Source organism: Streptomyces sp. NPDC001407, assembly GCF_042895325.1.
In the GTDB taxonomy this organism is placed as follows: domain Bacteria; phylum Actinomycetota; class Actinomycetes; order Streptomycetales; family Streptomycetaceae; genus Streptomyces.
On record NZ_JBIAWF010000011.1, the window covers coordinates 88,594 to 102,739 of the forward strand.

Here is a 14,146-nt window from a genome sequence, read left to right on the forward strand (position 1 = left end):
CACCTTGACCGGTCCACCTGTCCCGAGACGCAGGAGAATCAGCCATGCCGATGCTGAAGTACGAACAGATCGCCGACTCCTTGCGACACCGCATCACCGAAGGGGAGTTCGGCCCCGGAGATCTCTTGCCCTCAGGCCGTGACCTGTGTGAGCAGTGGGGTGTGTCCCGGGCGACAGTCAACAAGGCGTTCGACGTACTGCGAGCCGATGGAGCGATCGTCGCCCACCAGGGCCTGGGATTTCGTGTCACCGAGATGCCCTTGGCCCGTTCGGCCGGTGGGCGCAGGAGTGACGCCACGCGACTGTCCGGTGGCCGTCCCTTCCGCCGGTTGGGAAAGCCGGTCAGGGAAGTGCCGCCCGCTCATGTCGCCGACGCGTTGGGACTTCATCCCGGAGAGACGGCGCTGCGACGGGATCGGCTGGTGCTCCTTGCCGATGGCTCACCCCTGTCGCTGGTGACCGCGTGGTTCCCGCCGGATGTCGCCGACCGGTGCCCGAAGCTGGCTCAGGCGAAGCCGATCGTCGAGGGGGCCACCCACTACGTCACCCGCCAGACGAGCCGGTCACCGGTACAGGGTACGGATGTGACCACGGTGCGACTGGCGAGGGAGGTGGAAGCCGAAGTGCTCGGGCGCGACCTCCCTCTCGCGGTAGCGGTGGATCTGCATGTTGCGCGTGATGAGACAGGGAACGCTCTGGTTTGTGAGGAAGGAGTGACACCGTCGGACTTGTGGGAGCGGGTCGATAACTACCCGATGGCAACGTGAAGTTGACGCAGGCTTGACTGGTCCGGTTTACCGGTCCAGTGTGGAGGGTGTGGCGCAAGCCACCCCTTTTTCTTGTTGCTGGAGAGGCGATTCGCGCTTGCCGCCGACCGCAATGGGGCGGGTGCGGGTGGTTTTCGCGCCCGGAGTCCCGGGGCCGGGTCGTCACGCCCGCGATATCGCCTCCGTAGCGCCCCCGGCGGCCGCGCCCGTGAACACCGGCCCGGTCGGCCTTCACAGGGCGCGGCCGGGCCGTCCGCAGGGCCTTTTCGCCCTCGAAACGGCGCCAAGGCCATGGCATGGTGATCACCATGACTGCGAACAGCCCTCGTGCGACGGCCCTCGAGATCGTCGGGGCCGCCGTGGACCCCGGCAGCTGGCGGTGCTGGGACGAGCCCGTCGAGGTGACGACCGAGGACGCCGCCTACCGCGCCGACCTCCTCGCCGCCCGGGAGCGCACCGGGCTCGACGAGTCGGTCGTCACCGGCGAGGGCCGCGTCCAGGGGCGCCGAGTGGCGCTGGTGGCCTGCGAGTTCCGCTTCCTGGCGGGGTCGATCGGGGTGGCGGCGGGGGAGCGGCTCGTACGGGCCGTGGAGCGGGCCACGGCCGAGCGGCTGCCGCTGCTGGCGGCGCCCGCGTCCGGCGGCACGCGGATGCAGGAGGGCACGGTCGCCTTCCTCCAGATGGTCAAGGTCGCCGCCGCGATCACCGACCACAAGGCCGCCGGCCTGCCCTACCTCGTCTATCTCCGGCACCCCACGACCGGCGGTGTCCTCGCCTCGTGGGGTTCCCTCGGCCACCTCACCGCCGCCGAACCGGGCGCCCTCATCGGCTTCCTGGGCCCGCGCGTCCACCAGGCGCTCTACGGCGAGGAGTTCCCGCCGGGCGTCCAGGTCGCGGAGAACCTCCTGGCCAACGGCCTGGTGGACGCGGTGCTCCCGCCGTCAAGCCTCCCGGGGGTGGCGGCACGGGCGCTGCGGGTCCTGTGCGGGGACGCCGGGCCGGGGCCGGGGTCCGGCGTGCCCTTCGCGGCGGAATCCGGCGCGGACGTCCCCACCGCCGAATCGATCCGCCGGTCGCGCCTCCCCGGCCGGGCGGGCGTGCGGGAGCTGCTCGCGGCCGCCGCCACCGACGTGACGCCGCTCAGCGGTACGGCGGCGGGGGAGCGCGACCCCGGGCTGATGCTCGCCCTGGCCCGGGTCGGCGGTACGCCCTGCGTCGTCCTCGGCCACGACCGGGGCGAACGCGCCGTACCGGGTGTCGGGCAGGCGCTCGGGCCCGCCGGGCTGCGGGCCGCGCGGCGCGGCATGCGGATCGCCGCCGAGCTGGACCTCCCGCTGCTCACCGTCGTCGACACGGCCGGTGCCGCGCTCTCGCGGGACGCCGAGGAGGGCGGGCTGGCCGGGGAGATCGCCCGCTGCCTCGCCGACCTCGTGACCCTGCCCGCCCCGACGCTCTGCCTGCTGCTGGGGCAGGGCGCGGGCGGCGCCGCGCTCGCCCTCCTGCCCGCGGACCGCGTCGTCGCGGCCCGGCACGCGTGGCTGTCACCGCTGCCGCCGGAGGGGGCGTCGGCGATCCTCCACCGCACGACGGACCGGGCGTACGAGGTCGCCGACCGGCAAGGCGTGCGGTCCGCCGACCTGTCGGCCAATGGCATCGTGGACGTGATCGTGGAGGAGGGGGAGGGGTTCCTCGCCCGTCTCGGTGCGGTCCTCGGGTCCGAACTGACCGCTCTCGCCGCACGTGAGCAGCGGGAACGCCTGTCGGACCGGCGGGCACGCTATCGGAGGATCGGGCTGCCGGGGTGACGCCGCGCAGGGGATGAACGCGACATAAGTCACCGATCCTTTAAGGCGATTGACAAGGTTAGGTTCGCCTAACTTAATGTCTCTCTGTGGTCGAACCAGTGGCTCCGCGAGGTGTCCCCCATAGCCGGACAGACGTGACCAAGCTGCGCGTGCCCGCCGGTGCGCTCCCGCCACCTACGGAACCGGCGGCAAACCGCCGGCGCGGTGCGGCGACCCTCCACCTCCTCGCCCTCAACCCCACCGACTCCGTCACCGAAGGCTTCCTGCCCGCCGCCGCCGCGCTCGGGCTCACAGTCACGCTGCTCACCGACCAGCCGGACGCCCACCGCCGCGCCTGCGCGAAGCGCCCGGAACTGCCGCCGCCGGACGTCGTGGCCTGCGACGTACGGGACTTCCGCGAGGTCGTCAGCCGGACCGACCGGCTCGGCAGGCCCGACGCCGTCTTCACCAACAGCGACCACCTCCAGGTCCAGGCCGCGCTGGCCGCGGACTACTTCGGGCTGCCCGGCAAGGACTGGAGGGCCGCGCTCCGCGCCAAGGACAAGGCGCAACTGCGCCGGAGCCTCGCCGGGACCGGGGCCGACACCGTGCGCTCCGCCGAACTGGGCCCGCACGACGACCCGGCCGGCCCCGCCCTGCGCGGCCTCCCCTTCCCCTGCGTGCTCAAGCCGCGCGAAGGCGTGGCCGGCGAGGACGTCGTCCTGGTCGGCGACGCCGGTGAACTCGCCGTCTGCTGCCGCGAGATACGCGCGCGCAGGCCCGGCGCCGCGCTGGTCGTCGAGGAGTATCTGGAGGGCCCGCTGCGCACCCTGGAGACGCTGGGCGACGGGCACGCCCTGCACACCCTCGCCACCTTCCGCACCGATCTCTCCCCCCTGCCGCACTTCATCGAGGAGCGGCTCACCCTGCTGCCCGGCCCGCCGCTCCCGCACGCCACCGACGCCCTGCGGCAACTGCGTGCGCTCGGCGTCGGGTTCGGCGCCTGCCACACCGAGTACGTCGTGCAGGGCGACCGCGCCCGCGTCGTCGAGGTCAACTACCGCGCCATCGGCGACCAGTGCGACCTGGCGCTCGCCGACGCCCTCGGCATCCCCCTCTTCGAGCACATCCTGCGCACCCACCTCGGCGAGCGGCTGCCCGGCCGGCTGGGCATCCGCGCGGACGGCCGCGTGCGCGTGGAGTATGTCTGCGCCGACCGCGGCGGTACGCTCACAACGGCGCCTTCGGCGAGCGAGACGGAACACGACGGCGTACGGCTGGTGTACCGGCCGTTGCGCGCGACCGGCGAGACGCACCCGCTCCACCGCACCAACCGCGACTATCTCGGGGTACTCCGGGCGACCGGCACCGACCAGGGCCGGATCGACCGTGCCGTCGAGGAATTCCTGGCGGCGCAGCGCTGGGAGATCATGTCATGGGCCTGACCAGCAGTGCCGTACTGGAGGGCGAGCTCCTCCAGCGCGTCCTGTCCACCCTGCTCCGCGAGGACAGCTACGGGCTGCGCAGCCGCGCACGCACCGAACACCGGCCGGACGGCGACTGGCTCCGCCTGCGCGTGGCCGGGGAGAGCCTGCTCCTGCCGGTCGGCCCCGAGGGCTTCCAGTGCGAGATCGGCGCCCGGCGCCCCCTGGTGGAGACCGCCGACGGCACCCTCACCGGACTGCGCCCCGTCCTCACCCGGCTGCGCCCGGCCGTACCCGCGGAGGACCGGGCGGGTTACGACGCCTTCCTCGCCGAGTGCGAGGCGGCCCTGGCCGCGATCCGGCTGCACAGCGAGGTCCGCGACGACGTCGTCGCCCGGCTGACCGCCGCCTACGGACCGCGCACCGACCGCTGGACCGGGCTCCGCCGCTCCCTCGCCTACGACGCGCTCGCCGCCCACCGCGACCACCCCGTCCACCCCACCGGGCGCGCCCGCCACGGACTCACCGAGAGCCAACTACGTGGCCACGCACCGGAATTCCACCCCGCCTTCGCCCTGCGCTGGCTCGCCCTCCCGCGCGAGGAGTTACGCCGCGGCCCCGGTGCGCCGCCGCCCTGGTGGCCCACCCCCACAGCGCTCGGCCTGCCCGGCCTCGACCCCACGCACCTGGCCCTGCCCGTCCACCCGCTCACGGCGGGGCGGCTGCTCGCCGAGGCCCTGCGCGCCTGCGGCCTGGAGCGGACCGCGCACCTCGCGCCCGCCCCCTGGCTGGAGGTGCGGCCGACGCTGTCCACGCGTACGGTCGCCGTCGCCGACGACCCGGCCATCCACCTCAAACTCCCGCTCGCCACCGCCACCCTGGGCCTGCTCAACCGCCGCACCATCAAGCCCGGCACCCTCCACGACGGCGAGGTCACCCAGCGCCTCCTCGAAGAGGTCACCGCCCACGAGCCGCGCTTCGCGGGCACGGTGCTCCTCGCCGACGAACGCGCCCACTTCCAGACCCGCCACGAACTCCTCGCCACACTGGTGCGCCGCTACCCCGCCGGGCTGCGGGACGCCCACGTCGTGCCCGTGGCCGCGCTGCTCGCCCGCGCCCCCGGCGGCGCGCTCGTCGTCGACGAACTCGCCGAGCGCTACTACGGCGGCTCGCTCACCGCCTTCCTCGACGCCTATCTGACCCTGCTCCTCGACTGGCACACCACCCTCTTCTCGTACGGCATCGCCCTCGAAGCGCATCAGCAGAACACCTCCGTCGTCCTCGACGAGACCGGCGGCGGGACCCGGTTGCGGCTGCTGCTCAAGGACAACGACGGGCCGCGCGTGCACCCCGTACGCCTCGCCGCCAGGCTCGGCGGCGAGGCCGCCGAGCTCCTCGGCTTCGGCGACCGGCGGATCCTGGTGACGGGGGACGGGCCGGTCGCCGACGTCTTCGCGACCATCACCGTCCACCTGTGCGCGGGCGCGCTCGCCTTCGAACTCGGCCGCCTCGGCCGCGCCCCCCTGGACGCCCTGCTGCACCGCATCCGCGAGCGCCTGACCGAAGCGGTGGACCGCCTCGCGGCCACAGCCCCCGACGCGGCCGCCGTCCTGCGCGCCCGCGTCCTCGACGCCGACCGCCTCCCCGTCAAGGCCATGATCACCGCAGGCACCCTCCTCACGAAGGAACGCTCGGGGGCGACGGACATCAACAAGCACTATGTGGAGGGCCCCAATTACCTCCGGGAAGTGGGCGGGTGATCCCCCCACCACCGCTTCGAGGCGGTGCCCTCATGTGCCGACCGGGCTGGATATGCCGAGCGTGGCCGGCGAACCATGGTCCGCAGTTCACAAGCCACGGTCCGCCAAATCCAGCCCGGCCGGCGTTCGAGGCCGCCCGCCGCAGGCGCAACGCTCCTGCCCGGGCCCACCGGCAGCCCCACCACCCAGCCCGTCCGGCGCTTGAGGACGCGGCCGAAGGCCGCTCGCCGCCGCAGGCGGCAAAAGACGGCCCGCAGCCGGCAACGAACCCACACCCAGGGAGCCGCCCAAAAATGACCGCACCCCCCACCCTCACCGGCCTCGCCTCCGCCGATCACGTCGTCGCCCACACCCTCCTCAACTGCCTGCTCCGCGAGGTCTCCGGACCCGAGCACCAGACGGCCGTCGCCGACGGCCGTCTGATGCTGCGGCTGCCCCGCGGCGGCACCCTGCTCCGCGTCGGGCTGCGGCGCGCCTCCCTCATCGGCGCCCACCGCTTCACCGGACCGGTCGCCGAACGGCGCGGCGACACCTGGACCGAGCTGACCTGGCAGGCACTCGCCGAGCGCGTCCACCGGGAGCTGGAGCTGCGCACGGGCGTCCGCAACGAGGAGTTCCTCGGGCAGGTGGCCGCCAGCCACGCCGGGGTGAGTGCCGCCCTCGGCTCCCCACGCGGTGCGCCGGGGCCCGACGCCTATCTGGACTCCGAGCAGTCCCTGCTCTTCGGCCACCGCTTCCACCCCACCCCCAAGGCCCGCACCGGCACCGCCGACGACTGGGACCGCTACGCCCCCGAGAACCGCGCCCGATTTCCCCTGCACCACCTGGCCGTACGCCGGGAGCGCGTGCGCGAGGAGGCCGCGACGGACGGCGCGCTGGCCGCCCTTGACCGGCAGCGGCCCGTGCCCGGGGGATACCGCCTGCTGCCCGCGCACCCCTGGCAGTACGCGATGCTCCGCGACCACCCCGCGCTGCGCGCCGCCCTCGCCCGGGGCGACGTCCTCGACCTCGGGCCCGGCGGCGACGGCTTCGCGCCCACCGCCTCCGTGCGCACCCTCTACGACGGCCGGGACTTCCTGAAGTTCAGCCTCAACATCCGCATCACCAACTGCCTGCGCAAGAACGCCGAGTACGAGCTGGCCGGCGCCGTCGCCCTCACCCGGCTCCTGGAGCCCGTCGCCACCGCCCTGGCCGCCCGCTTCCCGGGCGCCGACCTGCTGCGCGAGCCCGGCTACCGCACCCTCGACCTCGGCAGCCGCGAGCTCGCGGAGGGCTTCGGCGTCATCGTCCGCGAGGGGCTCGACGCCCGGCTCGCGCCCGGCGTCACCGGGCTGCTCGCGGCGGCCGTCGCCGACGAGTACCCCACCGGCGGCGCCCACCTCGGCCTGCTCCTGGCCCACGCCGGGCCCGCCGGGGCGCTCGCCTGGTGGGACGCCTATCTCGGGCTGCTCGTGCCGCCGGTGCTCGCCGCCTACTTCGACCACGGCGTCGTCCTCGAACCCCACCTCCAGAACGTCGTCGTGGGCGTCGGCGGCGACGGCATGCCCCGCCAGGTGCTCTTCCGCGACCTCGAAGGCACCAAGCTGCTCCCCGGGCACCACACCGCCGCCCTCGCCGCGCTGCCCGAGGACGTGGCCCGCCCCCTGACCTACGACCGCGAGCGCGGCTGGGACCGGGTCGTCTACTGCCTCCTCGTCAACCACGTCGCCGAAATGCTCGCGGCGCTCGCCGACCTCCACCCCCACCTCGAACCGGAGCTGTGGGCCGCCGTCCGCAGGACCCTGGCCGCCCGCGCCGCCGCGCACGGCGAACCGCCGCTCCTGCGCGCCCTGGTGGCCGGGGTGCCGCTGCCCGCCAAGGCCAATCTGCTGACCCGCTGGGAGCGCAAGGCCGACCGGGACGCGGGCTATGTGCGCATCGCCTCGCCCCTCGTGCCGGACCTGCTGTCCACGCTCACCCGCAACGCCCGCACCGAACCCTGGAGCACCGCACCGTGATCACCCCCCGCGTCGCCGGCCTCGCCGCCCGTCTGCCGGCCACCGAACTGCCCGCGTACGTCCACGACCTCACCGCGCTCGACGGCCACGCCCGCGAGGTGCGCGCCGCGCTGCCGGCGGGCGTCGAGCTGTACTACGCGGCCAAGGCCAATCCCGCGCCGGAGATCCTGCGCGCGCTCGCCCCGCACCTCGACGGCTACGAGGTCTCCTCCGGTGGCGAACTGGCCCACGTCAGAGCGGAGGTTCCCGGGCTGCCGCTCGCCTTCGGCGGCCCCGGCAAGACCGAGGAGGAGCTGCGGCTCGCCCTCGAACTGGGCGTGGAGCGCTTCCACGTGGAGAGCGAGAGCGAGCTGAGACTGCTCGCGGATCTCGCCGACGAGCGGCCCGGCGACGCGCCCACCGACGTCCTGCTGCGCGTCAACCTCCCCGCGGGTGAGGGCGGCGAACTGGCCGGCGCGGTGCTGGCCATGGGCGGCAGGCCAGGGCCCTTCGGCCTCGACCCGCACCGGGCGGAAGCCTGTATCCCGCTGCTGCGCGGCCGCCGGCTGCGGCTGCGGGGCATCCACGCCCACCTCGCCAGCGGGCTCGACGCGGCGACGCATCTCGCCGTCGCGGCACGGGTGGTGAGCTGGGCGCGGTCCCTGGCCGACCGGCACTCGACCGCCCTCACCGAGGTGAACGTCGGGGGCGGGATGGCCGTCGACTACGTCCGCCCGCACACCCGCTTCGACTGGCGGGCCTACGGCGCGGGCCTGCGCGAACTCGCCTCCGCCCACCCCGGCCTCACCCTGCGCGCGGAGCCCGGCCGCTCGCTGGCCGCGCACTGCGGCTGGTACGTCACCGAGGTCCTCGACCTCAAGCACAGCCAGGGGGAGGCGTTCGCGGTCGTGCGGGGCGGCACCCACCACCTGCGCACACCCGCTGCCAAGGGGCACGACCAGCCCTTCACCGTGCTGCCCGTCGAGGAGTGGCCGCGCCCCTGGCCGCGTCCCGCCGCGCTCGACGAGCCCGTGACCCTGACCGGGCAGCTGTGCACGCCCAAGGACGTCCTCGCGCGGCAGGTGCCCGTCGCCGAGCTGCGGGTGGGGGACCGGATAGCCTTCGCGATGGCGGGCGCGTACGCCTGGAACATCTCGCACCATGACTTCCTGATGCACCCGGAACCGACGTTCCACTTTCTGAACTGACGCATCATCAGCGCGCTGTTCCCGCAGGTGGGATGGGTTACCGCCGGTTTCTGATCAGGTCCGAATGTTTTCTCGGTCCATGCATGGTGAATGCACTTATGCAGGCGTATCGTGATCTTCACGGCTCGCCCGAGGATCACGGCGGGCCCGTCACACACGGGGACAGCCGTACCCGGAACCGACCGGCCGGGGCGGCCCAGCGAAGGGGAGCATCGCGAGCATGTGCGGCATCACCGGATGGATCGCCTACGACCAGGACCTCACCACCGCGCGCGGCACGCTCGACGCGATGAACGAGACCCACGTCTGCCGCGGCCCGGACGCCGGCGGCATATGGCTGGACACCCACGCCGCACTGGCACACCGCAGGCTGTCCATCATCGACCTCGACGGCGGCAAGCAGCCGATGCTCGTCGAGCACGACGGCCGCACCCTGCTCGCCACCACCTACAGCGGCGAGGTCTACAACTTCCGTGAGCTGCGCGCCGAGCTGGAGGGCCGCGGCCACACCTTCCGCACCACCAGCGACACCGAGGTCGTGCTGCACGCCTACCTCGAATGGGGCGAGGCCGCCGCCGAGCGCCTCAACGGCATCTACGCCTTCGCGATCTGGGACCCGCGCACCGAGGAGCTCCTCCTCGTCCGCGACCGCATGGGCGTCAAGCCGCTCTTCTACTTCCCCACCCGCGACGGCGTGATCTTCGGCTCCGAGCCCAAGTCGATCCTCGCCCACCCCGACGTCCGCCCCGTCGTCGACGCCGAGGGCCTCGCCGAGATGCTGGCCTTCACCAAGACCCCGGGCCACGGCATCTACAAGGGCATGCGCGAGGTGCGGCCCGGCCACACCGTCCGGGTGCGCCGCGGCGGACTGACCGAACGCGCCTACTGGGCGCTGGAGTCCCACGAGCACACCGACGACCTCGACACCACCGTCGGCCACATCCGTGAGCTGCTGGAGGACATCGTCTCCCGCCAGCTCATCGCCGACGTGCCGCTGTGCACCCTGCTCTCCGGCGGGCTCGACTCCTCGGTCATCACCGCCCTCGCCGCCAAGGGCCTGGCCGACGGCGGCCACGGCCCGGTGCGCTCCTTCGCCGTCGACTTCGCCGGCCAGGCCGAGAACTTCAAGGCCAGCGACCTGCGCGGCACCCCCGACGGCCCGTTCGCGCACGCCCTCGCCGACCACGTACGCGCCGACCACGCCGACATCGTCCTCGACACCGCCACCCTGATGGACCGCGGCAACCGCGACGCCGTGCTCCACTCCCGCGACCTGCCCGTCGGCTTCGGCCAGGTCGACACCTCGCTCTACCTCCTCTTCAAGGCGATCCGCGAGCACTCCACGGTCGCGCTGTCGGGCGAGTCGGCCGACGAGGTCTTCGGCGGCTACCGCTGGTTCCACGACGCCGCGGCCGTGAACGGCGACACCTTCCCCTGGCTGACCGCCCGCATCTTCGACACCGTCTCCGGCGACGGCAGCGGCGACCGCACCGACTTCCTCGACCCCGGCCTCCTCCACAAGATCGACCTCGCCGGCTACCGCGAGAACCGCTACCGCGAGGCCCTCGCCGAGGTCCCCCGGCTCGCGGGCGAGACCGGCCTCGAAGCCCGCATGCGCGAGATCAGCTACCTGCACCTCACCCGCTTCGTGCAGCTGCTGCTCGACCGCAAGGACCGCGTCAGCATGGCCACCGGCCTGGAGGTGCGCGTCCCCTTCTGCGACCACCGCCTCGTGCAGTACGTCTTCAACACCCCCTGGGCGATGAAGACCTTCGACGGCCGCGAGAAGTCCCTGCTGCGCGCCGCCACCCGCGACCTGCTGCCCGCCTCCGTCGCCGACCGCGTCAAGAGCCCCTACCCCAGCACCCAGGACCCGCGTTACCCCGGCGTCCTGCGGGAGGAGCTGCGCCGCGTGCTGGCCGACCGGAACAAGCCCGTCCACGCCCTGCTGGACACCGCGGCCGTCACCGGCTCCCTCGACCAGGGCACGGGCGAGGCGTTCCAGTCCACCACCGAGCTGGTCCTCAGCCTCGACACCTGGCTGACCACCTACGGTGCCTCGCTGGAGCTCTGACACCACCCGGGCACGGTGGGACCGCCTGACGCACAATGGGTGACACAACCCTTCGCCGAACCGGGAGTCCCGCCGTGGCCCTGCACCTGACCGTCGACCCCGACGCGGCCGAGCCGCCCTTCGAGCAGATCCGCGCCGGCGTCGCCGAGCGGGCCCGCTCCGGCGCGCTGCCCGTCGGCTACAAGCTCCCGACCGTACGGGGCTTCGCGGAAGAACTCGGCCTCGCGGCGAACACGGTGGCCAAGGCGTACCGCGCGCTCGAAGCGGACGGCGTCATCGAGACCCGGGGCCGCCACGGCACGTTCGTGGCGGCGCCCGGGGACACGGCGGCGCGGGAGGCGGCGGCCGCGGCCGCGGCCTTCGCGCAGCGCGCCCACCGGCTGGGCCTGGACCGCGCCACCGCCCTGGCCGCGGCCGAGGACGCGCTGCGCGCCACGTACGGCGGGTGAGGCGGGCGCGGGGACCCGGGACGCGCTAGAGATAGAGCCCCGCGTCCAGGCCGTCGTTCTGCGTCGGCACCGACGCCGGACCCGTCCCCCGCCGCAAGGCGAAGAGCTCCGCGAGCGTCGCGCCGTCCCGCCCCACGCCCTCCTCCCGGCCGAGCCAGGCCACGGACTCCTTGCGCGTCAGCGGGCCCACCTCGATGCGCGCCAGGCACCGGCCCGGCCGCACGACCGCGGGGTGCAGCCGCTCCAGATCCTCGTTCGTGGTGACCCCGACCAGGACGTTGCGGCCCTGCCCGAGCAGCCCGTCCGTGAGGTTCAGCAGCCGTGAGAGCGCCTGCCCCGCCGTGTGCTTCGCCTCGCCCCGGATCAGCTCGTCGCAGTCCTCCAGCAACAGCAGCCGCCAACGCCCCTTCGCCGAGCCCTCGTCCTCGCCGATCGCGATGTCCATCAGATATCCGACGTCGTTGAACAGCCGCTCCGGGTCCAGCACGCAGTCCACCTGGCACCAGTCCCGCCACGACCGGGCCAGAGTCCGCAGCGCGGACGTCTTGCCGGTGCCCGGCGGGCCGTGCAGGAGCAGCAGCCGGCCCGCGATGTCGTCCGGGGTGACCTTCATCAGCCGGTCCATCGCGTCGGCGACCGGCGCCGTGTAGTTGGGCCGCACCTCCTGCCACGTGCCGGCCGAGATCTGCCGCGTCGTACGGTGCGGGCCGCGCCGCGGCGAGACGTACCAGAACCCCATCGTGACGTGCTCGGGCTGCGGCTCCGGCTCGTCCTCCGCGTCGTCCACGGCCTGGCCCAGCACCTTCTTGGCCAGCTCTTCGCTGGTCGCGGTCACCGACACGTCCGCGCCCCGGTTCCAGCGGGAGATCAGCAGCGTCCACCCGTCGCCCTCCGCGAGGGTCGCGCTGCGGTCGTCGTCCCGCGCGGCGCGCACCACGCTCGCCGAGGGCGGCAGCAGCGAGGCGCCGGCCTTCACGCGATCCACGGAACGGCTGTGCGCGTACGGCTGTTCCCCGGTGGCGAACCTGCCCAGGAACAGCGCGTCGATGACATCGGACGGCGAGTCGCTGTCGTCCACGTTCAGCCGGAGCGGCAGGGATTTCTCCGCGGGAGTGGGGGCCGGGTCGGTGGGCAGGATCTGCCTCCTGGCTTCGGGACGGACATCGGCACACATGCCGCCCATGATCCGGCACCGGGCCCCCTTGCGCACACAGGTTTTTCCCGGTTGCCGCGACTTCGCGCCGAAGCCCCCGCGGATCGATCCACCCGTGGATACCCTTGCCCGTGATGGCACGTCATGGGGTACGTCGGGCGGTTTTCTCTCGGACAGGGCGGTGGCGGGTCGCCGCACTGCTGGTGAGCGGCGTGCTGGCGCTCGCGCTGCTGGTCGCCGTCCTCAGCGGCGACTGGGACGGCGGCGGCGGATCCGGCGGGCCCGGCGGCTCGGACGGCGACCGGGGCGGCGGCGGTGCGGCCGCCCTGGGCTTCGGCTTCACCCACACCCAGTACAGCGCCGACCACGGCGACGACGGCGCCCGCACCACGGCCGCCAAGCTGCTCACAGGCTCCCGCCTGCCGCAGAACCAGCACATCATGGGCTGGGGCGTCGACAACCCCGAACCCCGGCCCGGCTCGTACAACTTCGGCGACCTCGACCGGCGCGTCGCCCTGATGCGCAAGACCGGCGCGACCCCCGTCCTCACCCTCTGCTGCGCCCCCGACTGGATGAAGGGCGGCACCGCGGGAAAGACCGACTGGTCGCAGAAGTCCCTGGAGAAGGCGCCGCTGCCCAGCCACTACAAGGACTTCGCCCGGCTCGTCGGCGTGATCGCCAAGCGCTATCCGGACATCCACCACTTCGTCGTCTGGAACGAGTTCAAGGGCTTCTTCGACGAGTCCAGGAACCGCTGGGACTACGAGGGCTACACCCAGCTCTACAACCTGGTCCACGCGGAGCTGAAGAAGCAGAACGCCCGCAATCTCGTCGGCGGCCCGTACATCAGCGTGGACAGCCATCCCCCCGACAACGCCACCAACGCCTCTTCGCTGCGCGGCGCGTGGGGCTCGGTCGACCAGCGCGCCGTGGACGCGATCTCCTACTGGAATACGCACAAGAGGGGCGCGGACTTCGTCGCGGTCGACGGCGCCAGCTACACCCGCGAGAACGACCGGCTGCTGCCCGACGAGTTCGGCGCCACCCAGAAGTTCGCCGACGTGACCGCCTGGCTGGCCAGAACCACCGGCTTGCCCGTGTGGTGGTCCGAGTGGTACGTCGAGCCGCCCGACGCCAACGACAACCGCAACGGCTGGACGGAGGAGCACCGCACGGCCGTCCAGGCCACGGCCATGGAGCAGTTGGCCGCCGCCGGGGCCGCGACGGCGTTCTACTGGAACCCGGAATCGACGACGCCCGACTGCCCCGGCTGCCTGTGGCGCAGCACGGAGCTGCCGGACGGCGGCTCGGCGCTGCCCATGCTGGATCTTCTGGCCCGCTTCGCGAAGTCCTTCCCGGCGGGTACGCGGTTCCACTCCGTGGACGTCACCGGGGCGGACGCGGGAACGGTGCGGACGCTGGCGTCGGACACGACGATCCTGGCGGTGAACACCCAGAACCGGCCACTGACCGCGACGGTCGACGGGCACACCCTCGATCTCGGGCCGTACGAGGTGCGGTGGCTGGGCTGAGGCTCCGCGAGCGCTCCGT

At 73.4% G+C, this 14,146-nt stretch carries 10 protein-coding genes; 9 read left to right on the top strand and 1 reads right to left on the bottom strand.

Going from position 1 to position 14,146, the window contains the following annotated elements; all coding sequences use genetic code 11:
• Positions 1-44: 44 nt before the first annotated feature.
• The 8 genes from ACFY1P_RS17225 (at position 45) to ACFY1P_RS17260 (ending at position 11,442) form a co-directional block, all read left to right on the top strand.
• Positions 45-767: a GntR family transcriptional regulator gene (locus ACFY1P_RS17225; RefSeq protein WP_390751028.1), complete on the top strand. Its 723-nt coding sequence runs from the start codon at positions 45-47 to the stop codon at positions 765-767.
• A gap of 308 nt (positions 768-1,075) precedes the next feature.
• Positions 1,076-2,572 (top strand): carboxyl transferase domain-containing protein, encoded by a 1,497-nt coding sequence (locus ACFY1P_RS17230; protein WP_390751029.1) that lies wholly within the window; start codon positions 1,076-1,078, stop codon positions 2,570-2,572.
• A 263-nt stretch (positions 2,573-2,835) separates the two neighbouring features.
• Positions 2,836-3,996: an acetyl-CoA carboxylase biotin carboxylase subunit family protein gene (locus ACFY1P_RS17235; protein ID WP_390751085.1), complete on the top strand. Its 1,161-nt coding sequence runs from the start codon at positions 2,836-2,838 to the stop codon at positions 3,994-3,996.
• A complete protein-coding gene (locus tag ACFY1P_RS17240; protein ID WP_390751030.1) occupies positions 3,987-5,735 on the top strand; it encodes an IucA/IucC family protein in 1,749 nt (582 codons plus the stop codon). Before ACFY1P_RS17235 ends, ACFY1P_RS17240 begins: the two co-directional genes overlap by 10 nt.
• 293 nt (positions 5,736-6,028) lie before the next feature.
• The gene (locus tag ACFY1P_RS17245; protein ID WP_390751031.1) at positions 6,029-7,732 is read left to right on the top strand and encodes an IucA/IucC family protein; all 1,704 of its coding nucleotides are present in this window, start codon (positions 6,029-6,031) and stop codon (positions 7,730-7,732) included.
• Positions 7,729-8,919: a type III PLP-dependent enzyme gene (locus ACFY1P_RS17250; RefSeq protein WP_390751032.1), complete on the top strand. Its 1,191-nt coding sequence runs from the start codon at positions 7,729-7,731 to the stop codon at positions 8,917-8,919. The genes ACFY1P_RS17245 and ACFY1P_RS17250 overlap by 4 nt, the downstream gene beginning before the upstream one ends.
• A gap of 220 nt (positions 8,920-9,139) precedes the next feature.
• Complete coding sequence (gene asnB, locus ACFY1P_RS17255; protein ID WP_390751033.1) at positions 9,140-10,993, top strand: asparagine synthase (glutamine-hydrolyzing); 1,854 nt, start codon at positions 9,140-9,142, stop codon at positions 10,991-10,993.
• A gap of 74 nt (positions 10,994-11,067) precedes the next feature.
• Complete coding sequence (locus ACFY1P_RS17260; RefSeq protein ID WP_390751034.1) at positions 11,068-11,442, top strand: GntR family transcriptional regulator; 375 nt, start codon at positions 11,068-11,070, stop codon at positions 11,440-11,442.
• A 25-nt stretch (positions 11,443-11,467) separates the two neighbouring features.
• Here the strand turns inward: ACFY1P_RS17260 and ACFY1P_RS17265 are convergent, their stop codons facing one another.
• Positions 11,468-12,625 carry a DUF5925 domain-containing protein gene (locus tag ACFY1P_RS17265; RefSeq protein ID WP_390751035.1) on the bottom strand — a complete coding sequence of 386 codons (1,158 nt, stop codon included), beginning with the start codon at positions 12,623-12,625 and terminating at the stop codon, positions 11,468-11,470.
• 104 nt (positions 12,626-12,729) lie between these two features.
• Between ACFY1P_RS17265 and ACFY1P_RS17270 the strand changes: the two genes are divergently transcribed.
• Positions 12,730-14,127: a xylan 1,4-beta-xylosidase gene (locus ACFY1P_RS17270; RefSeq protein ID WP_390751036.1), complete on the top strand. Its 1,398-nt coding sequence runs from the start codon at positions 12,730-12,732 to the stop codon at positions 14,125-14,127.
• Positions 14,128-14,146: the final 19 nt, after the last annotated feature.

Coding starts and splice junctions, on each gene's coding strand:
- ACFY1P_RS17225 (WP_390751028.1), top strand. CDS start 45: ATGCCGATGCTGAAGTACGAACAGATCGCCGACTCCTTGCGACACCGC.
- ACFY1P_RS17230 (WP_390751029.1), top strand. CDS start 1,076: ATGACTGCGAACAGCCCTCGTGCGACGGCCCTCGAGATCGTCGGGGCC.
- ACFY1P_RS17240 (WP_390751030.1), top strand. CDS start 3,987: ATGGGCCTGACCAGCAGTGCCGTACTGGAGGGCGAGCTCCTCCAGCGC.
- ACFY1P_RS17245 (WP_390751031.1), top strand. CDS start 6,029: ATGACCGCACCCCCCACCCTCACCGGCCTCGCCTCCGCCGATCACGTC.
- asnB (WP_390751033.1), top strand. CDS start 9,140: ATGTGCGGCATCACCGGATGGATCGCCTACGACCAGGACCTCACCACC.
- ACFY1P_RS17265 (WP_390751035.1), bottom strand. CDS start 12,625: ATGGGCGGCATGTGTGCCGATGTCCGTCCCGAAGCCAGGAGGCAGATC.
- ACFY1P_RS17270 (WP_390751036.1), top strand. CDS start 12,730: ATGGCACGTCATGGGGTACGTCGGGCGGTTTTCTCTCGGACAGGGCGG.